General features: G+C 63.0%; 23 protein-coding genes. 14 read left to right on the top strand and 9 right to left on the bottom strand.

Annotated features, from left to right (window positions below; translation table 11 throughout):
* Positions 1-45: 45 nt before the first annotated feature.
* Positions 46-897, top strand: a complete 852-nt coding sequence (locus tag AAHB08_RS09580) for a Tim44 domain-containing protein (protein ID WP_139434945.1) — start codon at positions 46-48, stop codon at positions 895-897.
* A gap of 206 nt (positions 898-1103) precedes the next feature.
* On the opposite strand, the gene ushA is transcribed toward AAHB08_RS09580, so the two are convergent.
* Positions 1104-2774 carry a bifunctional UDP-sugar hydrolase/5'-nucleotidase UshA gene (ushA, locus tag AAHB08_RS09585; RefSeq protein WP_342058799.1) on the bottom strand — a complete coding sequence of 557 codons (1671 nt, stop codon included), beginning with the start codon at positions 2772-2774 and terminating at the stop codon, positions 1104-1106.
* Between the two features lie 252 nt (positions 2775-3026).
* Between ushA and AAHB08_RS09590 the strand changes: the two genes are divergently transcribed.
* From AAHB08_RS09590 to AAHB08_RS09600, 3 genes are all read left to right on the top strand, one after another.
* Complete coding sequence (locus tag AAHB08_RS09590; RefSeq protein ID WP_139434948.1) at positions 3027-3368, top strand: DUF2956 domain-containing protein; 342 nt, start codon at positions 3027-3029, stop codon at positions 3366-3368.
* 117 nt (positions 3369-3485) lie between these two features.
* Entirely contained in the window at positions 3486-3821 is a 336-nt protein-coding gene (locus tag AAHB08_RS09595; RefSeq protein ID WP_043132774.1) for a hypothetical protein, read from the top strand.
* Between the two features lie 99 nt (positions 3822-3920).
* Positions 3921-4784, top strand: a complete 864-nt coding sequence (locus AAHB08_RS09600; RefSeq protein WP_342058800.1) for a hypothetical protein — start codon at positions 3921-3923, stop codon at positions 4782-4784.
* Between the two features lie 210 nt (positions 4785-4994).
* Here the strand turns inward: AAHB08_RS09600 and AAHB08_RS09605 are convergent, their stop codons facing one another.
* The gene (locus AAHB08_RS09605) at positions 4995-6401 is read right to left on the bottom strand and encodes a sigma-54-dependent transcriptional regulator (RefSeq protein WP_342058801.1); all 1407 of its coding nucleotides are present in this window, start codon (positions 6399-6401) and stop codon (positions 4995-4997) included.
* A gap of 149 nt (positions 6402-6550) precedes the next feature.
* Positions 6551-7357 (bottom strand): FKBP-type peptidyl-prolyl cis-trans isomerase, encoded by an 807-nt coding sequence (gene fkpA, locus AAHB08_RS09610; protein WP_202047062.1) that lies wholly within the window; start codon positions 7355-7357, stop codon positions 6551-6553.
* A 119-nt stretch (positions 7358-7476) separates the two neighbouring features.
* Between fkpA and AAHB08_RS09615 the strand changes: the two genes are divergently transcribed.
* On the top strand, positions 7477-8445 hold the full coding sequence (locus AAHB08_RS09615; RefSeq protein ID WP_202047063.1) for a WD40 repeat domain-containing protein: 969 nt from the start codon (positions 7477-7479) through the stop codon (positions 8443-8445).
* 14 nt (positions 8446-8459) lie between these two features.
* Complete coding sequence (locus AAHB08_RS09620) at positions 8460-8675, top strand: SlyX family protein (RefSeq protein WP_005330500.1); 216 nt, start codon at positions 8460-8462, stop codon at positions 8673-8675.
* A gap of 59 nt (positions 8676-8734) precedes the next feature.
* On the opposite strand, the gene AAHB08_RS09625 is transcribed toward AAHB08_RS09620, so the two are convergent.
* Both AAHB08_RS09625 and AAHB08_RS09630 read right to left on the bottom strand, forming a co-directional pair.
* Entirely contained in the window at positions 8735-9367 is a 633-nt protein-coding gene (locus tag AAHB08_RS09625) for an FKBP-type peptidyl-prolyl cis-trans isomerase (protein WP_005330502.1), read from the bottom strand.
* Positions 9368-9898: 531 nt separating this feature from the next.
* On the bottom strand, positions 9899-10105 hold the full coding sequence (locus AAHB08_RS09630) for a YheV family putative zinc ribbon protein (RefSeq protein WP_033130616.1): 207 nt from the start codon (positions 10103-10105) through the stop codon (positions 9899-9901).
* Between the two features lie 39 nt (positions 10106-10144).
* Between AAHB08_RS09630 and AAHB08_RS09635 the strand changes: the two genes are divergently transcribed.
* The 3 genes from AAHB08_RS09635 (at position 10145) to AAHB08_RS09645 (ending at position 12929) form a co-directional block, all read left to right on the top strand.
* Positions 10145-10834 (top strand): hypothetical protein, encoded by a 690-nt coding sequence (locus tag AAHB08_RS09635; RefSeq protein WP_342058802.1) that lies wholly within the window; start codon positions 10145-10147, stop codon positions 10832-10834.
* A gap of 152 nt (positions 10835-10986) precedes the next feature.
* The gene (locus tag AAHB08_RS09640; protein WP_005330506.1) at positions 10987-11886 is read left to right on the top strand and encodes a chemotaxis protein CheV; all 900 of its coding nucleotides are present in this window, start codon (positions 10987-10989) and stop codon (positions 11884-11886) included.
* A 59-nt stretch (positions 11887-11945) separates the two neighbouring features.
* Positions 11946-12929, top strand: coding sequence for a hydrolase (locus tag AAHB08_RS09645; protein WP_342058803.1), 984 nt, complete (start codon positions 11946-11948; stop codon positions 12927-12929).
* Here AAHB08_RS09645 and AAHB08_RS09650 read toward each other — a convergent pair.
* Positions 12911-14062, bottom strand: a complete 1152-nt coding sequence (locus tag AAHB08_RS09650) for a GGDEF domain-containing protein (protein ID WP_342058804.1) — start codon at positions 14060-14062, stop codon at positions 12911-12913. The two genes, AAHB08_RS09645 and AAHB08_RS09650, sit on opposite strands and share 19 nt — an antisense overlap.
* 89 nt (positions 14063-14151) lie before the next feature.
* Between AAHB08_RS09650 and AAHB08_RS09655 the strand changes: the two genes are divergently transcribed.
* The 3 genes from AAHB08_RS09655 to AAHB08_RS09665 all read left to right on the top strand — a co-directional run bounded on the left by AAHB08_RS09655 (position 14152) and on the right by AAHB08_RS09665 (position 16083).
* Complete coding sequence (locus AAHB08_RS09655; RefSeq protein WP_139434965.1) at positions 14152-14397, top strand: YheU family protein; 246 nt, start codon at positions 14152-14154, stop codon at positions 14395-14397.
* A 267-nt stretch (positions 14398-14664) separates the two neighbouring features.
* A complete protein-coding gene (locus tag AAHB08_RS09660; RefSeq protein WP_005330514.1) occupies positions 14665-15534 on the top strand; it encodes a phosphoribulokinase in 870 nt (289 codons plus the stop codon).
* 15 nt (positions 15535-15549) lie between these two features.
* A complete protein-coding gene (locus AAHB08_RS09665) occupies positions 15550-16083 on the top strand; it encodes a DUF4136 domain-containing protein (RefSeq protein ID WP_139434967.1) in 534 nt (177 codons plus the stop codon).
* 67 nt (positions 16084-16150) lie between these two features.
* Here AAHB08_RS09665 and AAHB08_RS09670 read toward each other — a convergent pair whose 3' ends face one another.
* On the bottom strand, positions 16151-16450 hold the full coding sequence (locus AAHB08_RS09670; protein WP_025328080.1) for a hypothetical protein: 300 nt from the start codon (positions 16448-16450) through the stop codon (positions 16151-16153).
* 48 nt (positions 16451-16498) lie between these two features.
* Positions 16499-16903: an OsmC family protein gene (locus AAHB08_RS09675; protein ID WP_171272501.1), complete on the bottom strand. Its 405-nt coding sequence runs from the start codon at positions 16901-16903 to the stop codon at positions 16499-16501.
* Positions 16904-17276: 373 nt separating this feature from the next.
* Here AAHB08_RS09675 and crp point away from each other — a divergent pair, with 373 nt between their 5' ends.
* Positions 17277-17915, top strand: coding sequence for a cAMP-activated global transcriptional regulator CRP (crp, locus tag AAHB08_RS09680; RefSeq protein ID WP_025328082.1), 639 nt, complete (start codon positions 17277-17279; stop codon positions 17913-17915).
* Positions 17916-18037: 122 nt separating this feature from the next.
* The gene (locus AAHB08_RS09685) at positions 18038-18838 is read left to right on the top strand and encodes a putative RNA methyltransferase (protein ID WP_202047069.1); all 801 of its coding nucleotides are present in this window, start codon (positions 18038-18040) and stop codon (positions 18836-18838) included.
* Between the two features lie 90 nt (positions 18839-18928).
* On the opposite strand, the gene AAHB08_RS09690 is transcribed toward AAHB08_RS09685, so the two are convergent.
* Complete coding sequence (locus AAHB08_RS09690) at positions 18929-21295, bottom strand: M66 family metalloprotease (protein ID WP_446699521.1); 2367 nt, start codon at positions 21293-21295, stop codon at positions 18929-18931.
* Positions 21296-21379 lie beyond the last annotated feature (84 nt).

Consider the following 21379-nt stretch of genomic DNA (forward strand, 5'->3'; position numbering starts at 1 on the left):
ACAAGCAGAGCATGCCCCCACCTACATGAGAGTGAAAGAGTCAAAATGAAAAAGATGCTGACCCTGTTTGCCGTGATCCTGGCCATCGGCCTTGGGGCACCCATAGCCGAGGCCAAGAAATTTGGTGGCGGCAAATCCTTTGGCAAGAGCTACAAGACGGCACCGGCCCAACCGGCTCCAACTGCAGCTCCCGTGAATGGCAAGAACCCGACCCTGGCTGCGGCGCCCAAGAAGAGCGGCATGATGGGTGGTCTGCTGGGCGGCCTGCTGGCCGGTGGCCTGTTCGCCTACCTGCTGGGCAGCGGCGCCTTCGAAGGCCTGCAGGGTATGGACTTCCTGCTGATCGCCCTGCTGGCGCTCGGTGCCGTGTTCCTGATCCGCGCCCTGCGCAAGAACAAGGCGGCGGCGACCCCACCCCAGGCGGCCTATGCGGGCTATCAGCCACCGTCGGCGCCGCAGCAGTTCGAACAGAGCCACGGCGCCCCGCAGGCGACCGGCTTTGCCGACAGCGACGTCCCCTTCCGCCTGCCGCCAGGCTTTGACATGAACGGTTTCCTGTCCGGTGCCCGCGATCACTATCGCACCCTGCAAGAGGCCTGGAACAAGAACGATCTGGAGAAGGTACGGGAGTACGTGAGCCCGGAACTGTTCCAGCACCTCCAGGCCGAGCGCGCCGAACTGACCGGCGAGCAGCACACCGAGGTGATGTATGTGGACACCCAGCTGGTGCGTGCCGACTACGGCAGCGACTGGGCCCAGGTCAGCGTGCGCTTCAGCGGTCGCTACATGGACCGTCAGGAGCAGGTCGAGGAGGACATCAAGGAGGTGTGGCACCTCGAGCGCAACCTGGCCAAGGACAATGCCCCCTGGCACATCGTCGGCATCGAGCAGCTCTAAGCACGCCCGTCCGGCAAGCATGATGAAGGCGACCTCAGGGTCGCCTTTTTATTGCCGTCGCCCTCATCACTGCGGCTCATGGAATATTCCCCCGCCTTGCGAGGGGCCGGGAATAATCGCCATCAGCCCCTGTTGATGACCTCGAAAATAAAAAAGAGAGGCAGCCATGGCTGCCTCTCTTTTGTTATTGGCCCAGGGCCGCTGGATTATTTGCAGCCATCGGTCGAGGCGGAATTAACATAGCTGACCTCGCCGGCCGGCTGATAATCGGCCACCTGTATGGTCTTCTTCGCCGCGATATATTCCTTCAATACCCCGGCATCCACCAGACCGGCGTTGATGGTGTTGATCTTCGGATAGCCGTCGCCACCGGCCGCGCTGAAGCTCGGGATGGAGAAGCTGTAGCTGGCCGCCGGATCGAAGGCCTTGCCGCCCACGCTGGTGATGGTCACGCTCTTGGCCTGGCAGTCCACCGCCATGTTGATGCCACCAAACTGGGCATAGCCGCCGGTGTTGACCGTCTTGGTCGCCACCTGGCCCAGATAGGTCGCCAGCTCGCTGCCGCTCATGGTCGCCTTGTTGACCGTGTTGCCAAACGGATGCACCGTCAGCACGTCGCGATAGCTGATGTCGCCGGCCGCGATGGAGGCACGTACCCCGCCCGAGTTGACGATGCCAAAGTCGGTGCTCAGCTTCTCGGCGGTGGCCGTGGTGATGAGGCGACCCAGGTTGGTCTGCTTGTTGCGCACGTTGGCACGCTCGCCGTCCAGCACGCCGTCGGTGGAGCCTATCACTACGCCCAGCTCCTGCTGACCCTTCTCCTGGTAGGTGAGCAGGGTGTTGTAGAGCTCGGGATCCTTGGTGATCTCTTCCTGAATGAAGGCGCCGCCAGCGTCTTTGAGGTTGACCGGGATGAGGTCGTACTGGGTCAGGGTCAGCTTGCCGTTCTGGTAGTCAAACTGGGCGCGGCCCACATACTTGCCCCACTCGTGGGCCTGCATGATCCAGGTGCCGTTCTGCTGATCCGGCAGGCAGTCGTCACCCGGCTTGAAGTCGGCGTACTTGTCCGGCGTGCCCGGCTCCATGCAGACCGGGTTCTGGGAGTGACCGCCAATGATGGCATCCAGGGTGCCGGCCGGCAGCGCGCGCGCCATCTCCACATCCCCGGGGGCATTGCTGCCGTGCTGGCCATTCTCGTAGTGACCCATGTGGGTAATGGCCAGGACCAGGTTCGCCTCTTTGCCGTCGCGGATCTGCTTGCCGAGAGTGGCCGCTTCCGTGGTCGGATCGCGGAACTCCAGGGTCTGGACGTTGTTGGGGTCCACCAGCTGGGCGGTGTCTTCCGTGGTCAGGCCCAGCACGGCGACCTTGAGACCGTTCTCCAGCTTGAACACCTTGTAGGGGTCGAAGTAGCGCTTGCCGCTGGCCTTGTCGTAGATGTTGGCGGAGATCATGGGGAACTTGGCCCACTCACGCTGTTTCTCGAGGATGCTCAGGGGGTTGTCGAACTCGTGGTTGCCCACCGCCATGGCATCGTAGCGGATGCTGTTCATGGCCATGAAGTCCGGCTCGGCATCCTGCAGATCGGACTCCGGCACCCCTGTGTTGACGTCGCCACCGGAGAGCACCAGCACCTCGCTGCCAGCCGCCTTGGCCTCCCCACGCAGGCGCTCGACCAGGGTCTTCTGGGCGGCCATGCCATATTCGCCCTTGTCGTTGTGCCAGAAACGACCGTGGGTATCATTGGTGTGCAGAATGGTCAGCTTGCAGATGTTTTCGGTGCAGGGGGCGACGCTTTCATTGCTTGAGGTTTTACAGCCACTCAGCGCGGCCAGCACAGCCAGCGCGACAGTTCCTTTGACAAATTTATAATTCATTTCCATATCACCTTGTTATTTTGTTATTGGACGACCCTATCCAGGATCGGGCGGTAATATAACAAACAACATGTGACGCTTTTTCATCGGTGACTCACAAATTCCGCCAAATGTGATCACCAACGCAACCTGTCTCCTCATATTTTCATCACGAGCCAATCGCCTGCCGCCTCATTTCGCCCGCAGGGATGGCAGCCTGCCGGAAACAGTTATGGCATACTTCCCGCCAATCGATGCCAAGGAGAGCCGTGAATGGCAAAGTACGACAAGATTTCCCCCGAGACCCAGCAGGAGGCGATGAAAATCGCCCGCGCCAACCAGAAGCCGGGGCAGACCAAGGAGCAGACCCAGCTGATCGCCCAGGGGGTTCAGAAGGGCATAGACGAATACAAGAAACAGATGAAGGCGCGGGCCCGGGAGGCGAGCCGCCAGAAGAAGCAGCAAGCCAGGGCGAAACAGCCACAGCAGGGCGAGCAGGAGGAAGAGGTCCAGGAGATAGAGCTTGTCGAGATCAGCCGCCAGCACCCGTTGCCATGGGTATTGCTGGTGCTGAGCTGGCTGGCCTTTGGCTGTGCCTGGATCTGGCTGCGCTGACCCCTTGCCTGGCAAACCTTTGCCCTGGGATCAGCCTCACAGCCCGGGGCCGGCGCGCTGGTCATCCCTCGCCCCGGCTGCTTACACTCTTACCCCCGTTGTCTGGAGACCCCCATCATGAACCCGGCCCCCCTCTATCTGCTGGCCCCCCTTGTCCTCTTTATCGTGACCCTGGTGCTCTATCGCATCTCTCCCCTGCGAGCGGTCGCCGCCGGCAACGCCCGCTGGTTTATCCTGCCCGCCTTCACCCTCTTCATCCTGCTCATCGTCATCAATGGGGCGGCAGACCCGAGCCTGCGCAGCCCCGGCTTTCACTGGCTGATGCCGGGGCTCGGCTTCGCGCTCTGCCTGTTCCCGGCGCTGCCCAAGGCGCTGGTGCCGCGCCTGGCCATCAAGGAGGGGGCCTTCGCCGCCCTCGGCCTGATGCTGATGAGCCTGGCCATGGTCTACTGACCGGCTGGCCGTTGGCATTGACTCAAGAGGCTCTCCCTTTCTTGTACAAACAATGGCCTTCAGGCATCTTGGTGGGCGGATAACCGGCAAGGAGGCCAGATGAACAATCCGCCCGATTTCATGGCGCAGTGGGATTACAAGGATCCCGCCGCCACGGCCCTGCGTTTTCGACGCCTGCTCGAAGAGGCGCAGGACGACCTGCAATACGAGCTGGAGCTGCTGACCCAGCTGGCCCGCACCCACTCCCTGCAGCGCCAGTTTGCACAGGCGCACCAGTTGCTCGACGAGATAGAACCCCGCCTCACCGACACCACCCCGCGAGCACGGCTGCGCGCCTTGCTGGAGCGGGGGCGGACCTTCAACTCCGCCGGCGACAAGGCCAGCGCCAGGACATTGTTCGAGCAGGGGTGGCAACTCGGGCTCAAGCTGGGGGAGACTGGACTCGCCATAGATGCGGCCCACATGGTGGCCATCGCCGCCCCGCTGGAGGAGCAGAGCCGCTGGCATCAACTGGCCATGGACCTGGCCGAACGCAGTACCGACGATAAGGTGCGCGGCTGGCTGCCCAGCCTCTACAACAATCAGGGCTGGACCCTGTTCGAGCTGGGACGCCTCGATGAAGCCAGAGCCTGCCAGCAGAAGTGCCTGGCCTGGCACCAGCAGCACAACAACCAGAGCAAGGCCTTTATCGCCCGCTGGAGCCTGGCACGGCTGAGCCGGGCCCAGGGATGGCACGAACAGGCGATGGCCGAGCTGAGCCAGCTGAAAGCCGACATGGCCGAGGCCAGCGCGCCGGAAGATGGCTATGTGTTCGAGGAGCTGGGGGAGAACGGCCTGATGCTGGACGATCCGGCCGCCCCCGAATACTTCGCCCGCGCCTGGTTCCTGCTCTCGCGGGATAGCTGGCTGCAGGCCAACGAGGCGGAGCGGCTGGCCAGGCTCAAGCGCCTCGCCAAGCTCTGACGGCGGATCACAAAAAGAGCGGGCGGCCCGCGCCGCCCGTCACTCAGGCCAGCCCCCCCTCTTCCCGACCCTGCCTCTTGCGACAGATAAGGGAAGCCCTGAGCCCAGCCGTACGTACTTAAGCCTTAAGCCAGGCTCGCCTCTTCCCAGCCCTGCCTCTTGCGACAGATAAGGAAAGACCTGAGCCCAGCCGTGCTTGAGCCTTAAGCCTTAAGCCAGGCTCGCCTCTTCCCACCCCTGCTTCTTGCGATAAATGGTCGAGGGACTGATCTCCAGCAGCGCCGCCGCCTTGGGGATGTTGCCGTCACAGCTGGCGATGGCCTGCTCTATGGCCTCCTTCTCCACCAGCCAGAGCGGGCGTACCGGCAGCGGGGTCGGCACGGGCTCGGCCAGGATCTCGTGGGTCGCCTCAACAGCAGCGGGCACCGCAAGCGCACGGCCGCCGTTGAGCGGCGGTGGCAGTATATCCTTGCTCACCAGTTCGCGATCGTTGAGCACCACTATGTTGCGCACCACGTTCTGCAGCTCGCGCACGTTGCCGGGCCAGGGGTAATCGAGCAGCACCCGCACGGCGTCGGCATCGAAATCCCGGAAGCGCTTGTGCTCCTCCTTGGCATATCGCAGCAGGAGGTCGCGAGCCAGCAGCAGTATGTCTTCGCCGCGCTCGCGCAGGGGGGGCAGGGAGAGCGGGATCACGTGCAGCCGGTAGTAGAGATCCTCGCGAAAACGCCCCGCCTTCACCTCCACCAGGGGATCCCGGTTGGTGGCGCAGACAAAGCGCACATCCACCGTCTCCACCTTGCCGCTGCCAACCCGCTGCAGGGTACCGGTCTGGATGAAGCGCAGCAACTTGCTCTGCAGGTCGAGATCCATCTCGCAGATCTCGTCGAGGAAGAGGGTGCCACCGTCCGCCAGGCTGGCCGCCCCCTTGCGATCCCCCTGGGCGCCGGTAAAGGCTCCCTTCACATGACCGAAGATCTCGCTCTCCATCAGATCGTGGGGAATAGCGGCGCAGTTGAGTGCGATGAAGGGCTGATCCCGGCGCGGGCTGCACTGATGGATGGCCTCGGCACAGACCTCCTTGCCGGTGCCGCTCTCCCCCGTGATGAAGACGGTCGCCTTGCTCGGCGCCGCGCTCTCTATGATGCGATAGACAGCCTGCATCGCCATGGAGGCGCCGATGAAGCCCGCAAAGGAGCTGCGCTCGAAGTTCTCCCGATACTGGGCCACCAGCGAGCTGAGCTGTTGATGCTTGTAGGCGTTGCGGGCGGTGGCGCACAGCCGCTTGCCGTCGAACGGCTTGGTCAGGAAATCGAAGGCACCGCAGCGCATCGCCTCCACCGCCACGTCCACCGAGCCGTGGGCGGTGATCACCACCACCGAGCAGGGCAGTTGCTGCTCGGTGATCTGCTGCAGTATCGCCATGCCGGACATGTCGGGCAGTTCGAGGTCGAGCAGCACAACGGGAGGCGGGCTGGCCAGCAACTGCGCCAGTGCCTGCTGGCCACAATCGGCCAGCAGCACCTCATAGCCATCCTGAACCAGGTACTGCTCATAGACGACGGCCAGACTGCGGGTATCTTCCACCAGCAGGACACGGGGTTTGCTTTCAGCCACGAGATCCATCCTTGCGATTGATTTTGTTGTCTATTCTGGGGGCTAGCCGCCACACACTCAAGACGGCCCCCCCAGCTTTCTCTCGCCCATACTGGCGCGACACAAGTAAAAACGGCTCCCAGGGGAGCCGTTTTCATCGCATTGACTGCTTATTTCTTCGCATCGGCGCCATCGGCAGCCGGCTTTTCGATGGCCAGCAGCTCGACGTCAAATACCAGCACGGCGTTGGCCGGGATGGAGCCTGCACCGTGCTCGCCATAGGCCAGCTTGGACGGCAGGAAGAACTTGAACTTGGAACCGACCGGCATCAGCTGCACGCCTTCGGTCCAGCCCGGGATCACCTGGTTGAGCGGGAAGGTAGCCGGCTCGCCACGATCGACGGAGCTGTCGAACTTGGTGCCATCGGTCAGGGTGCCGGTGTAGTGTACCTTGACGATGTCGGTGGCCTTGGGCTTGGCGCCGTCACCCAGCTTCTCGACCTGATACTGCAGGCCGGATTCGGTGCTCTTCACGCCCTCTTTCTTGGCGTTGGCGGCCAGGTACTCTTCACCCTTCTTCAGGTTTTCCACCGCATCCTTGTCAGCCTTGGCCTTGGTCAGCTCGTTGATCTTGGCGTCGTATTCCTGCAGGACCTTCTGGATCTCCTCGTCAGTCATGCTGGCTTCCTTGCCCAGACCGTCGGTCACCCCCTTGAGGATGACGCTGTTGTCCAGCTTGATGCCGAGTTCCTGCTGACGTTCCAGGGTGTTGGCGATATAACGACCCATGGAGAGGCCGATCGCATAGCCGGATTGCTCTTCAAAGCTCTTGGCTGCTGCCTTGGGGGCCTCTGCCGGCTTGCTGGCTTCTGCCTTGACCTCTGCGGTATTGGCAGCAGGCTTCTCATCTTTTTGGCAAGCAGTCAGACTCACGGCAACGGCCGCAGCCAACAGGGACACCTTCAGAAAATTGTTCATCAGTTTCTCCAAAACTCTAAATACCGCTCTCGGTTCCTTCGTGAAATGAGAGGTTTATCGTGATAAGCGCCTTATACTAACGCCGTGATCGCAGGTAACGAAAGCATGAGACAGGAAAAATGATCAAAAGTGCCATTTATCTCATCGGTATCTGCCTGATGCTGACAGGGTGCGAACAGAGCTCACTTCCCGGCCAGCAGATCCGCCTCGCCAACCAGGGCTTGCTGAGTGCGGATCTCGCCAGTTCCGGCAAGCAGGCCATCGTCTCCAGCCTGGGCCAGGGCACAGTGGTCTGGGATCTGGAACAGGGCAAGGAGCGCTGGCGCTGGCGTCAGAGCGAGGACCAGGAAGAGTTCGTCACCCTCACCCGCTTCTCCCCGGGCGACAGCCACGCCATCACGGCCACCCAGCGCACCTTTGCCATCTGGCGCCTGCAAGATGGTCGCTCCCAAGGCTACTATTCGCTTCCTGAATCCAGCCTGAGGGATGCGGCACTCTCGGCCGATGGCCGTCTGGTGCTGATCGGCCGCGAAGATGGCAAGGCGGAGCTGGTGGATACCCGCACCGGGCGCAGGCTGCAGTTCCTCGGCCATACCGAGCAGGTCAACACCGTGGATCTCTCCGCCAATGGCCGCTACGCCCTCACCGGCGGCAACGACTACAGCGCCTATCTGTGGGATACCCGCAGCGGCCAGGTGGTGTGGCGTTTCAACCACGCCGGCCGGGTGGTGATGGCGAGACTGGATCCGGCGGGGCGCTTCGCCTTCACCGCCGACAGCCGTCAGGCCAGCATCTGGGATCTCAAGACTGGCAAGGAGGTGAGCCGGCTGCAGTTCGATCACCGCTTCGAGGTCTACACCAGCGCGCGGTTCGTCAAGGATGGCGACTGGCTCGTCACCGGCGCCCCCTCACGCCAGCTCTCCCTGTGGCGGGTGAGCGATGGCAGCCTGCTGCAAAGCTGGCGCGTCTCGCCTCATCCCAAGGTGAAACCACCGAGCGCTGTGGTCTATGGCGTGGCTTTGCGCGACAATGGCCACCTCGTCAGCGCCAGCTCCAGTGGCCTGGCCGAAATCTGGACTATCAAGTAAGGACCAAAAGGCCCATGAGTCAGCAAGTTAACGATCGTCTCGAGACCCTGGAAAGCCGTCTCGCCTATGCCGAATACACGGTGGAGCAGCTCAACGAGGAGGTGACCACCCAGGGCCGTGAACTCGACCGGCTCAAGCATCAGATCCAGCTGCTGGTGGACAAGCTGCAGAGCGTGCAGCCGAGCCAGATCGCCAGCATGGCCGAAGAGACGCCGCCCCCGCACTACTGAGTGCGCCGCCATAAAAAAACCCGCACGCAGCGGGTTTTTTCATCTTGCCAGTCGGCAGATCAGTGGTGATGGCCCTTGCCACCGCAACCACCGCCGCCACAGCAACCGCCGTGACCCTGCTCGTCGCCGTGGTCATGACCGTGATCGTGGCCGTGACCGCCGCAGCAACCGCCGTGGTCATGGTCGTGATCGTGACCGTGGTCATGGCCATGATCGTGACCGCAGCCACCGGCACCGTGCACGTGGCCGTGAGCCAGCTCTTCGGCGGTGGCGGCACGCACGTCCTTGATCTCGACCTTGAAGCCCAGGGTCACACCGGCCAGCGGATGGTTGCCATCCACCTTGATGAACTCTTCGGAGACTTCGATGACGGTCACCGGACGGTGGCCATCATCGGTCTCTGCCACAAAAGTATCCCCTTCAGACACTTCCATGCCATCGAACAGCTCGCCGGGCACTTCTTGCACCAGGTTCTCGTCATACTCGCCATAGGCCTGGCTCGGCGTCAGGGTGACGTCGAACGCCTCGCCCACGCTGCGGCCTTCCAGCTCGGCTTCGAGGCCGGAGACCAGATAACGGGTACCGTGCAGATACACCAGAGGCTCTTTACCGACAGTGGTGTCGATGACTTCACCGTGTTCGTCGGTGACCGTGTATTCCAGCGTAACCACGCTCAGGGGAGCTACTTTCATGTCAGGGATCCTGCGGATAGAAAAAAACGGGCCCAGAATACCTTAAAAAGGTGGCCAAGCATATGATCTGCCCCGCTCCGCCATGCTGAAAAAGTCAGCAGTCCAGAACGAGCCTTGCCCCACCCCGGGTATTATCAAGAGGCCCCTCACTGGAGGCGAAACACCTTTATCAGCGGTTCGGCCTCCCGGATGACCCGGTCCACCCCGGTCATCCGGCGGTCGGTCACTCGGGACGAAAGACCCCTATGACCTGTTCGGCCTCGCGGATAACCCGGTCCACCCCGGCCATCCGGCGGTAGGTCACTGGGAACAAAAGACCCCTATGACCTGTTCGGCCCCGCGGATGACTCGGCCCACCCCGGCCATCCGGCGGTAGGTCACTGGGAACGAAAGACCCCTATGACCTGTTCGGCCTCGCGGATGACCCGGTCCACCCCGGCCCGCCGGCAGTAGGTTACTGGGAACTAAAGCCCCCAATGACCTGTTCGGCCTCGCGGATGACTCGGTCCACCCCGGCCATCCGGCGGTAGGTCACTCGGGACGAAAGACCCCTATGACCTGTTCGGCCTCCCGGGTCGCCTTGTCCACCTCGGCCTGGGTCTGCACCTGGGTATCCCCGCAGTCGACACAGGTCACCTTCTCGACTCCATGCTCCATATACAGCATCATGGTGTCCATCTTGCCGCACGCCGGGCAAACCGCACCGGCAATGAAGCGCTTTTTACGTCTGGTTTCCATTTTTGTTACCTCCAGGCAGCATCATATCAGGGTTTTTACATGCATCACGCCATCGAATATCAGCATTTTTCCACTCCTTGCCTGCAGGTCGGCCCCCGCAAACGCTCCCCTCTGGGTCAGTTGCTGCGCGTCACCCGGGGCGCGGCGCTGCTGAGACTCGGCTCCCATGAGCTGTTGCTGACGGCGGGCAGCCACTTCTGGCTGTGCGCCGATGCCCTCGCCGCCTTCACTCCCCTGGCGGGTTGTCAGCATGATCTGCTGACCTGCTCGGTGCGGGTGACGCAACCGGCCCAGGCTGGCTGGTTGCAACCCACCCCGCTGATGGACGCCCTGCTGGACAGCCTGGCCAGCTGGTCCAGGCCCCGTGACTGGCAAGAGGCCTATGGCCACCGGCTGCGGGTCATCGGGGACGAGTTGCAGGCCTGTGCCATCCTGGCGCAGGCGGATCAGCCGCTGCAAGCCGCCTGGCGCGCCCTGGCCAGCCAGTCGGAAGGCAGCGCCGCGGCCTGGCAGGCTTGCCTCGCCCAGCGGGGCATCGAGGATCCCGCCCTGGCGGCCGATGCGCTCGGTGCCCAGTGGCAGTTGCTGCAGGGGGTACGCCTGCTCAGAAGTGGCAGCAAGCCGGCCCAGGTCGTGGCAAAGCTCGGCTACCGGGATGAACAGGCTTTGGCGCAGGCGTGCCAGCTCTGGCTCGGGCTGACGCTGGAGGCGGTGGCCTCCGCCCAGTGAACCGGACGAGAAAATAAATAAGGGTGACAGGGTCCAGTTTTGCGGCTCGCGGTCGCTAATAACCGTTAATAACAACGGCATCATCCTGGTCACCATCCTCTATGCTGAACACCAGATTGACCGTCACCGATTAGATCAACAGGACATCCGCCATGACGAGCAAGGCCAACCAATCCCAGGGCATGTTGCTGTTTCACCTCTCAGCCAGGCAATCCTTCGCCATCGGCACCCTCAAGGTGAAGGAGATAGTCCCCTACACCCAGCTCACCGCCCTGCCCCATTCGCACCCGACCGTGCTCGGGGCGGCCAGCATGCGGGGCACCACCATCCCCGTGATCGACATGGCGATGGCGGTGGGCTATCGCCCCATCAGCCGGGAGGAGATGCCCAGCTGCTTCATCATCATCACGGATTGCCGCCGCACCCTGGTGGGCTTCCTGGTGCGGGGCATCGACAAGATCACCGAGTGCAACTGGCGCGACATAGAGCCGCCGCCCCCCTCCCTCGGGCAGAACGTCTTCGTCACCGGGGTGACCAAGGTGGGGGATCAGCTGATCCAGCTGCTGGACGTGGAGCTGATCCTGTCCCGGGTCTATCCGGACGATCCCAGCCACCTCTACCCCGTGCTGACCGATGTGCAGCGCGAGCGGCTCAAGCCGATGCGGATCCTGCTGGTGGACGACTCCTCCGTCGCCCGCCGCCAGCTGATGGCGGCCCTCGATTACATCAACATTCCCTACGAGGTGTGCACCAACGGGCGCGATGCCCTCAGCCTGATGCAGGCCAGGGTCGCCCAGGGCAGCCGGATCGACATCCTGGTGAGCGACATAGAGATGCCGGGGCTGGACGGCTACGAGCTGGCCTTCGAGGTGCAGAGCGATCCCAGGCTGGCGGAGGCCTACATCATTCTGCACACCTCCCTCTCCAGCGAGATCAGCGTGGAGCGGGCCCATCAGGTCGGCGCCCACGAGGCACTGACCAAGTTTGAAGCCAACGAGCTGATCCAGGCCATGCTGCGCGGCGCCGAACACCACGACCGCCTGCCCGCCTGATACCGCGGCGGGCCCTGGGCTCGCCGCCCGTTTCCTCTTCTGCTGCCCCGAGTCGTTGCATGCTGACAGAAAGCCACTTCCACGCCCCCTGGTGGGCCCGCAATGCCCATCTGCAAACCATATTGCCGAAGTGGCTGCGCCGCGCGCCGGCCCGCTTCATCCCTGAACGGTTCGAACTCGCGGATGGGGATTTCGTCGATCTCGCCTGGAGCGGGGCCATCAGCCCGGATGAGCGGCCGCTGCTGGTGCTGTTTCACGGTCTGGAGGGCAGCATCCACTCCCACTATGCCAAGGGACTGTTTGCCCATCTGCAGCGGCAGGGAAACGACGCCGTGCTGATGCATTTTCGGGGGTGCAGCGGCGAGCCGAACCGCCTGCTGCGGGCCTATCACTCCGGCGCCATCGAGGATGCAGAGGCGCTGATCGCCGAGCTGGGCCGCCGTTTCCCCGGCAAGCCGCTGATCGCCATCGGCTACTCCCTGGGGGGCAACATGCTGGTCAATCTGCTGGCGCGGGCCTGTCCGGATGAACTCACCGCCGCCGTGGTGATCTCGGCGCCGCTGCAACTGGCGAGCTGCGCCGACAGGGTCAATCAGGGGTTCTCACGGGTGTATCAGAGCTACCTGCTGCGCACCATGAGGGCCAATCTGCAGAGCAAGATCCGCCATCAGGCCGCGGCCCAGTCCCGCTGGCAACCGGAGCAGGTGAGCCGCATCGCCACCCTGCGCGACTTCGACGAACAGGTCACGGCCCCGCTCCATGGCTTCGACAGCGCCGACCACTACTATCAGACCTGCTCCGGCCTTGATCTCCTGGCGCGCATCACCATCCCGACCCTGATCATCCACGCCGCCGACGATCCCTTCATGACCGGGGCCGTGATCCCCAGACCGGAGCAGCTCTCCCCCATGGTGCGCTACGAGCTGAGCCGGCGCGGTGGCCACGTGGGCTTCCTGCACGGTACCCCCTGGCGACCCCGCTTCTGGCTGGAGGAGCGGATCAGCCAGTGGCTGCGGGAGCAGACTCAGGACGCCAGGCGGTAGCCGTTGCGTCCTGCCCCCTTGGCTTCATAGAGGGCGCCGTCCACCCGCTCGAGCAGCATGACCAGGCTCTCCCCCGGACGCCACTGGGCTATCCCCTGGCTCAGGGTGAGATGGGGAGCCACGTCGGAGCCCTCGTGGGGCAGCGCCCGGGCCGCCAGGGTGGCGCGAATGCGCTCCGCCACCTCCTGACCACCGGCCAGCGTCGTCTCCTGCAGCAACACCACAAACTCCTCCCCGCCGTAACGGGCCACCAGATCGCCGGGTTCCCGCACGCTCTCCTCCAGACACTCGGCCACCAGGATCAGGCACTCATCCCCCGCCTGATGGCCGTAGTGGTCGTTGTATCGCTTGAAAAAATCCACATCCAGCAGGATCACGGTGAGCGGTGTCTCCAGCGTCGTTCCCTGGGCGATGGCTTGTTTGCAGACCTGATCGAAGTGGCGGCGGTTGGCGAGCCCGGTCAGGGGATCCCGATGGGCCATGGCGTCCATCTTGCGTGCCAGCATCAGGTTGTCATATTCGCGCGACACCGCCAGCTCGAACCAGCCGTTGAGCATCCGCCGCCCCGTCTCCAGGACGATCAGCAGACACATGGCCGCCAGCCAGTGAACGGTGCCGGACGGTAGTATCACCCAGCGTTCCTCGAACAGCAGGAAGAGCAGAGGCGGGGCACTCAGGCAATAGAAGACGCGCCACTCGCTGTAGAAGGCGATCAGGGCCGTCAGCAGCAACAGGCTGACGATGTTGAATGCCAGGCTGAAGCCCCCTCTGAGTTCTATGGTGGCGATGGCATAGGCCGTCATCGCCCAGGCCAGTCCCCACAACATGGCGCAACCCCAGAGCCAGGGCTGCCATCTCGGCGCTCCCTGACGAGAGAACCAGCGCCAGCCCAAAGGCGGCAGCACGCTCGCCACCAGCACCAGGGCTAGCTGGCACTCATACCGCCAGGGCAGCCCCTCGATCGCCACCAGGCGGGCATCCTGATAGATATAGAAACGCGCAAGCAGAAAGAGGATCGCCAGCTGGTTGATGGCCCAGAACCAGCGCAGCCCGGCGCTCAGGGCACGGCGACGCGCATCGTAAAGGTGATGGTCAAACTCACTGCTTGGGCGACGCTGTTCAGCTGATGCCATGAGAACCCTCGCTCAGGTCCAGATAAACTCCTTGCGCTTGCCGGTCAGACACCGACAATATCCGCATCGCTTTGACTGAAGATGAAATCATGATTATCCCCTGGCAAGAACTGGATCCAGACACCCTCAACAACCTGCTCGAACATTTCGTCCTGCAAGAAGGCACCGAATACGGCGAACAGGATGTCAGCCTGGCCGACAAGGTTGAAGAGGTCAGACAACAATTACTACAAGGTAGTGCCGTGCTCGTCTACAGCGAGTTGCACGAGAGCGTCAACGTCGTACCCAAGACGCATTTGAGCAATGCGCCGAGGGACGACTCTCCGGCAGAGTGACACAAGAGAAGGAACGCGAGCTGAACAGTGCCCGGCCCGGGCCTTGCCGAGTGCGGCGTTCAGTTCAGGGGACAGATGGGCGGCTCGCCCGATGAGACAGGCGCTTCGAACAGGCTTGTTTTGCCTCCCTCGCCGACTGCCGCGGCGCCGATGGAGGCCAGCAGCCGGGGGCATGGGTGCTCATGATGCCGCCCGCGCAGCAAGGCTGCACTTGACCGCACTTTGAACCTGCCTTTATAACGGAACTCCCAAGGAAGAGAGAATTCTATGTCGGCCAAGCATCCCATCATTGCGGTTACCGGTTCCTCCGGTGCCGGCACCTCCACCTCCACCAACGCCTTCCGCTCCATGTTCCATCAGCTCGGATACAAGGCGGCCGTGGTCGAGGGGGACAGTTTTCACCGCTATACGCGGCCAGAGATGGACGTGGCGATCCGCAAGGCGCGCGAGCAGGGACGCCACATCAGCTACTTCGGCCCCGAGGCCAACGACTTCGGCCTGCTGGAATCCTTTTTCCAGGAGTACGGCCAGAGTGGCAGCGGCCAGTACCGGCGCTACCTGCACAGCTTCGACGAGGCGGTCCCCTTCAACCAGATGCCGGGCACCTTCACCCCCTGGCAGGCGTTGCCGGGGGAGACGGACCTGTTGTTCTACGAAGGGCTGCACGGCGGCGTGGTGACCGGCGAACACAACGTGGCCCGTCACGTGGACTTTCTCATCGGCGTGGTGCCCATCGTCAACCTGGAGTGGATCCAGAAGCTCATTCGCGACACCTCGGAGCGCGGCCACTCCCGCGAGGCGGTGACCGACTCCATCGTCCGCTCCATGGATGACTACATCAACTTCATCACACCGCAGTTCTCCCGTACCCACATCAACTTCCAGCGGGTGCCGACGGTGGACACCTCCAACCCCTTCAGCGCCAAGGTGATACCCAGCCTGGACGAGAGTATGCTGGTGATCCGGTTTCGGGGCATCAAGCAGGTGGACTTCCCCTACCTGCTGTCGATGATAGACGGGGCCTTCATGTCCAGAATGAACACCATAGTGGTGCCGGGGGGCAAGATGGGTTTCGCGATGGAGCTGATCCTGCGTCCCCTGATCCAGCAACTGTTAGAAACCGGCAAGATCACCTGAGCCAAGGAGCTTATGATGCGCGGTGCACTTCTCTCATTCACGCTGGCAGCCCTGCTGGGCGGTTGCAGCACTGGCCCCGCCGCCCCCACGGTCGAGACGGGCACCATGGTGGTCCGTCCGGCAGACAACTGGGCCTACGGGGCGACGCCACGCTATGCGCTGGCGGAGCAGTTCCAGTACGCGGGCAACAGCGCCGCCCCCTGGCTGGAGCCGGTGCAGCAGGCCGTCACCCAGACGCTCGACGGCAAGGGCTGGCGCAGCGTGCCCCTCGATGAGGCCGACGTCTGGGTCGCCATCGGAGTGGCGGGCAGCCAGGACATGAGCGATGGGGAGATATTCTCCCGCATCGGCATGACCCCAGGGCTGAATGCCGCCGCCGATGCCCGCAAGGGCACCCTGGCCATACTGCTGATCGACAGGCGCACCCAGCAAAGCGTCTGGAGCAGCGCCATCCAGCTCGCCAGCGACGTGCCCATCGCCGAGGACGAGCGCAGCCAGCTGAGCCAGCAGCTCGCCGCTCAGCTCCTCGGCTCCCTGCCCGCCCAATGAGCCCCATAACACAACGGCCTGCTTCAAGCAGGCCGTTGTGGATACACGCCGTTGCACGGCATGAGGATTACTTCAGTTCGCAGGTCAGCAGGGTCACGCCGTTCTTGACCAGGGTGGCCTGTTTTTCCTGATGGGAGAAGGTGGTCACCCCATCGGAATAGCTGGCAGTCTCTTTGGGTGACTCGATGCGACCCAGCTTGTGATAGACCCCGGCATAAGGGAACTGCACCATGTCGGCCTGGGCATCATAGGTGATGGCCAACAACTCTTCCCCGCACTGATACTGGCTGTACTGATACTGGGTCGGCTGCGGCATGCTGCAGGCAGCCAGCCCGAACAGGGGAAGCAACATCATTATCTTTTTCATCGCACTTTCCTTATGTCATGGCGTTATCGACGGGACAAACTACAACTATCAAGCTTCAACGATTTGATAACTATGGGTAATTTCTACCGCTTTTTCCAACATCAGGGAAACGGAACAATACTTCTCCATCGACAAGTCGACCGCGCGGGCAACCTGTTTCTCGGCCAACCCCTTGCCGGTCACGACGAACTTGAGATGGATCTTCTCGAACACCCGGGGCACTGAGTCGGCACGCTCCCCTTCCAGCTCCACATGACAGGCAGTCACGGACTGGCGCGCCTTCTCCAGAATGGAGACCACGTCGATGGAGCTGCACCCACCGACGGCCAGCAGGATCATCTCCATCGGGCTGGCACCTTCGCCCGGGTTGGCGCCGTCCAGCGTCACCTGATGACCGGACTCGCTCTCGCCCACAAACTTCATGCCTTCCACCCAGCTGACCTTGGCTTTCATCTCACATTTCCTCTCAATGACGACGATTCTGACGCCCATAGCATACCTCAAGCAGGGGTCGAGTGGCACATGCCCCGTCACGTTGCGCCACCCCCGGTTTCATGACCGCCTCGCCCCGGCGCCGCGACTTGTTCCGAAACCGTGGCAGACCCTGAAGGAAATAGATCGAAATCAACATATCTTCCCCCCTTCTTGCCTAGAATGGCCCGGATGGCGCAGCAGATCGATGCACACAGATGGACACCAAAGTCCCAAAGCCTTGTCAGCACAGACAAAGGCTCTTATTCTACTGCGACCAAAGACTAAGGAATGGCAAGCTTGGCAACTTGCCTGGACGCACAGTCCATAAAAATGACACTACAGAGGAAGTCTCATGATCATTGGCAAACCGCAAAGCGATCCCACCCTGGAGTGGTTCTTGTCGCATTGCCACATTCATAAGTATCCCGCCAAGAGCACCCTTATTCACGCCGGTGAAAAAGCGGAAACCCTCTACTACATCGTCAAGGGTACAGTCGCCGTCCTGATCAAGGATGACGAGGGCAAGGAGATGATCCTCTCCTACCTGAATCAGGGGGATTTCCTGGGCGAGATGGGGATGTTCGAAGAGAACGAGAATCCGGAGCGTTCCGCCTGGGTACGTGCCAAAGGCGCCTGTGAAGTCGCCGAGATCTCCTACAAGAAGTTCCGCCAGCTGATCCAGGTCAACCCGGACATCTTGCTGCGCCTCTCCGGCCAGATGGCCAAGCGCCTGCAGCACACCAGCCAGAAGGTCGGCAACCTCGCCTTCCTGGACGTGACCGGCCGGATTGCCCAGACCCTGCTGAACCTGGCCAAGCAGCCGGACGCCATGACCCATCCGGATGGCATGCAGATCAAGATCACCCGCCAGGAGATAGGCCAGATCGTCGGCTGCTCCCGCGAAACCGTCGGCCGCATCCTCAAGATGCTGGAAGAGCAGGAGCTCATCTCGGCCCACGGCAAGACCATAGTGGTGTTTGGCACCCGCTGACCGGGTTCCCCGACGGCTCAGCACAGGGCCGTTGGATAAAAAAGGCTGCCACGGCAGCCTTTTCTGATCTCCTCCCCTATAATCCCGCACGCCCTTCCCCGGCCTCAACCAAGCGAGTGTGTATGCATCTTCAATGTCCCCTGTGCCGCAGCCCCCTGCATCTTCATGAAGCCTCCCGCGGGGTCTATTGCGACAACAAACACCATTTCGATCCGGCCCCGGAAGGTTATCTGGATCTCATCCCGGGCAAGAAGGATCCCAAGGACAGCGACAGCCGGGCCCTGCTGCGTGCCAAGCGCCGCTTCCTGGAGCAGGGACACCAGCTGCCCCTGGTGGAGGCCATGGCGGCCCTGCTGGCGCCACTCGGCGAGCGCGAGCTGATCCACCTCGGCTGTGGTGAGGGGTACTACTGCCGCGCCCTGGCAGAGCGCCTGCCGGGCTGGCAATTTGGCGGCTTCGATCTGGCCAAGAACGCCATCTTCGCCGCCAACAAGGCACAACCCGACGGCCATTTCGTCATCGCCGATCCGGCCAAGGCACCGCTGCTGGCCGGCTCCGCCCAGGTGCTGCTGGTCAACGACCTCAAGATCAAGACAGAGCTGCTGGTCAGCCTGCTGACCCCGGGCGGCTACCTGCTCCACCTGCAACCCGGCCCGCGCCACCAGTGGCAGCTGAGGGTCAGCCTCAACCCGGTGAGCATGGAGCACCCCCTCAGCTGGCCAGCCCTGGCCGGGCTAGTCCCCGTTGAGCGGCAACGCTGCCAGTTCTCCATGACCATGGATCAGGCTCTGCGCGCCCATGTGCTGGAAACCAGTCGCCTCGGCTGGCGTGCCGGCGGTGAGCAGCGTCACGCCTTCACCCACCAGGGGCCGGACGAGCTCGAGCAGGATCTGCTGCTGAGCCTGTGGCAAAAGCCCCTCTGATTTTCATGAAAAAAGGCCCATACGGGCCTTTTTTTTTGCTTCTTCGCCAATGGCGATGTGCCCTCCCCCGGCAACGAAGGCGCGACCCCCTTACTCGAGCGGGCGCCCGTTGACGGTGAAGGAGAGATCCACTGCCGGCGCCGAGATAGTCCTCTGAACCTGGGTCCCGGCGGCGCAGATCACGGCGGCGCCCCGTGGCTCGCTGGCCGTGGGCACATTGACATGGAACTTGTTCATCACGCCGGCATTGAGCCGGTGATTGGCCAGCCGGAAGTGCAGCAAGCCCTCCCGGGTCTCCACCTGCAGCTGGCAATCCCCCGCCCCGATCCGCTCGCCGTCATCCCCATAGCCGAAGCCATAAGCGCCGTGCAGAGCCGGATAGAGGTAGCTCGGCAACAGCCCGCGAGGATCGTAATAGCCCACCAGGGTCGTCACCGGCACCCCGAATGCCTGCGGCTTGCGTGCCACCCGAGTATCCACCACAGGCCCTTCGTTCCAGCGGCTGCCGTCCGAGGTGTAGCTCTTCTTGAAACCGCGGGAGACGGTGATCGGCTGGCCGTTGATGAAGAGGATGCTGTTGTAGCCGGCGCCGTGCTCCACGGTCAGGATGCGCCCCGCATTCCCGGCGGCGGCAGGGGGCGCCTGGATGTTGCGCGTCCAGTTGCCGTCCCACATGACTACCTTGACCAGATCATACTCCGCCAGCAGGGCCGCCAGCGTCGCCTCGCCCAGATCCTTGATGGACGCATTTATCTGCTCCAGCTGCTCCACCCTGTGCTGGTAGGGCACCATGGTGGCGGTGGCGGCATCCCACTTGCTGAATCCGGTCGGGGAAGCGGCATCGAACACCGCCTTGCTCTCGAGGAAGCGCTGGATGATGGCGGCCGAGTTCGGGGTGTAGAGGGTGAAGCGGTTGAAGCCGGAGAAGGGCGAGCCACCCGCCATGGCATCGAAACCGAACGGGTGGCCCTCGAAAGGCGCCTGGCACTGGCCGTCGAGACAGGCGCTCTGGCCGCTGCGGCTGGCGCCGAAGTTGGGAATGAAGCGATTGCGATCCCCGTCCCAGCCCCAGCTCGAATTGACCGCCTCGGCGCTGCGGTGCACCGAGCCCTGGAAGCCGCCGACATAGTGGCCGAGACCATAGTTGTGGCCCACCTCGTGGCTGAACTCGTTGCCAAGGGAGCTGTCGAGAGTGACTATGCCGCCCCCGCCCGACCCGCCGTGCACCTGGATGCCGTTGGCGTACTTGCCACGGCTGTTATGGGCCGCCAGCTGAGCCACCACATAGGGATGGCTGCTCTCCCCCTCGCCGGCCGTGCTGTTGATGCCGTAGTTCGCATTGTCTATCCCGTGGGAGATCAGCTCCTTGCCGATGCGCTGGCGCATGGTGCCCTCGTGCCAGCCCCCCTGGCCGGGATCGAAGTCGGTGAGCAGGGTACCGTTTGGCAGCATCACCTCCGGCAGCGACAGGGGAGCATACTGGCTGACGATCAGCCGGCTGGTCGGCACCGTCTGGAAGTACTCGCGATGGGCTTCGGGATCCCTGGCGAAGGCAAACTGATCCCGGGGGGTGGTCAGCATGCCGAGGTCTATGGTGTGGATGAGCAGCTCGCTCGGGGCACCGATGGCGAGATCCGTCAGCTCGCCGCTGAGGCTTCCCTGATTGAACTGCAGACTCAGGCCTGGCCGGATCCACTCCGCCGGCAGCACCACGCTCCAGGCGTCGGTCGCATAGCGGATGCCGTTGTTCTCGAGCTCCCCGTCACGGATCCACTGACCCCCGACGAACTTGAACTGCAGGGTCTGACCGCGGGAGAGCGTCACCTGGCGGCCGCTGTAGCGCACCGTCGAGTTGTAACCGGCATTGGAACTCGCACGCACCATCTTGCCTTCCAGGGCGATCCCCTCCGGCAGATAGATATCCCTGACCCATCGGCCATCGGCGGTCTTCACCTCCACCAGGGCATGCTGCCCCAGGCGATCCCGCAGCAAGCTCGCCGTGGCATCATCCAGCCGGGCCAGCTCGGCACTGCTGCTGATGACATTGGTGGTTCCCGCCGCCGGGGTGAAGTCGACCCCCTCTTCCGGCGAACCATCGAGGTAATAGGCCGTCTTCGGCAACTGCTCGGGCGGGTTGAGGCTAAGCGTCCCGAGGGTCTGCCCGGCGCCATCTCGCGCCGTCACCGTCATGGGCACGCCGGTCTCGGCTTGCAGCGGCCTGACCAGCAGCAGGCTCTTGCGCAGGGCGGTCAGCCTGGGCTGGCTGTCCCCTTCGGCGACATGGGCCGGCAGGATCTGGCTCTGGGCGAATTGAACCTGCGCCGCCAGGGATCCTTGCAGATCGTTGGTCGGTGGCTGGGTATTGAAGGGCAAGGAGGTGGGAGCCTGAACGGCAGCCAACAGGGGGCCGCTCGCCAGAGCGGCCATGATGAGGCTGGCTAACTGTGTTTTTGTCATTGTTATGGTTCTCGTTGTGGTGGGCATGTCCACATGCCCTGTTGCAGGAATCATTACAAAATGGGCGTCGGGGGCCAGGTCCTA

Source organism: Aeromonas sp. OTU364 (assembly GCF_038440395.1).
Classification (GTDB): domain Bacteria; phylum Pseudomonadota; class Gammaproteobacteria; order Enterobacterales; family Aeromonadaceae; genus Aeromonas.

Coding starts and splice junctions, on each gene's coding strand:
- AAHB08_RS09580 (WP_139434945.1), top strand. CDS start 46: ATGAAAAAGATGCTGACCCTGTTTGCCGTGATCCTGGCCATCGGCCTT.
- ushA (WP_342058799.1), bottom strand. CDS start 2,774: ATGAATTATAAATTTGTCAAAGGAACTGTCGCGCTGGCTGTGCTGGCC.
- AAHB08_RS09590 (WP_139434948.1), top strand. CDS start 3,027: ATGGCAAAGTACGACAAGATTTCCCCCGAGACCCAGCAGGAGGCGATG.
- AAHB08_RS09595 (WP_043132774.1), top strand. CDS start 3,486: ATGAACCCGGCCCCCCTCTATCTGCTGGCCCCCCTTGTCCTCTTTATC.
- AAHB08_RS09600 (WP_342058800.1), top strand. CDS start 3,921: ATGAACAATCCGCCCGATTTCATGGCGCAGTGGGATTACAAGGATCCC.
- fkpA (WP_202047062.1), bottom strand. CDS start 7,357: ATGAACAATTTTCTGAAGGTGTCCCTGTTGGCTGCGGCCGTTGCCGTG.
- AAHB08_RS09615 (WP_202047063.1), top strand. CDS start 7,477: ATGATCAAAAGTGCCATTTATCTCATCGGTATCTGCCTGATGCTGACA.
- AAHB08_RS09620 (WP_005330500.1), top strand. CDS start 8,460: ATGAGTCAGCAAGTTAACGATCGTCTCGAGACCCTGGAAAGCCGTCTC.
- AAHB08_RS09625 (WP_005330502.1), bottom strand. CDS start 9,367: ATGAAAGTAGCTCCCCTGAGCGTGGTTACGCTGGAATACACGGTCACC.
- AAHB08_RS09630 (WP_033130616.1), bottom strand. CDS start 10,105: ATGGAAACCAGACGTAAAAAGCGCTTCATTGCCGGTGCGGTTTGCCCG.
- AAHB08_RS09635 (WP_342058802.1), top strand. CDS start 10,145: ATGCATCACGCCATCGAATATCAGCATTTTTCCACTCCTTGCCTGCAG.
- AAHB08_RS09640 (WP_005330506.1), top strand. CDS start 10,987: ATGACGAGCAAGGCCAACCAATCCCAGGGCATGTTGCTGTTTCACCTC.
- AAHB08_RS09645 (WP_342058803.1), top strand. CDS start 11,946: ATGCTGACAGAAAGCCACTTCCACGCCCCCTGGTGGGCCCGCAATGCC.
- AAHB08_RS09650 (WP_342058804.1), bottom strand. CDS start 14,062: ATGGCATCAGCTGAACAGCGTCGCCCAAGCAGTGAGTTTGACCATCAC.
- AAHB08_RS09655 (WP_139434965.1), top strand. CDS start 14,152: ATGATTATCCCCTGGCAAGAACTGGATCCAGACACCCTCAACAACCTG.
- AAHB08_RS09660 (WP_005330514.1), top strand. CDS start 14,665: ATGTCGGCCAAGCATCCCATCATTGCGGTTACCGGTTCCTCCGGTGCC.
- AAHB08_RS09665 (WP_139434967.1), top strand. CDS start 15,550: ATGCGCGGTGCACTTCTCTCATTCACGCTGGCAGCCCTGCTGGGCGGT.
- AAHB08_RS09670 (WP_025328080.1), bottom strand. CDS start 16,450: ATGAAAAAGATAATGATGTTGCTTCCCCTGTTCGGGCTGGCTGCCTGC.
- AAHB08_RS09675 (WP_171272501.1), bottom strand. CDS start 16,903: ATGAAAGCCAAGGTCAGCTGGGTGGAAGGCATGAAGTTTGTGGGCGAG.
- crp (WP_025328082.1), top strand. CDS start 17,277: ATGATCATTGGCAAACCGCAAAGCGATCCCACCCTGGAGTGGTTCTTG.
- AAHB08_RS09685 (WP_202047069.1), top strand. CDS start 18,038: ATGCATCTTCAATGTCCCCTGTGCCGCAGCCCCCTGCATCTTCATGAA.
- AAHB08_RS09690 (WP_446699521.1), bottom strand. CDS start 21,295: ATGACAAAAACACAGTTAGCCAGCCTCATCATGGCCGCTCTGGCGAGC.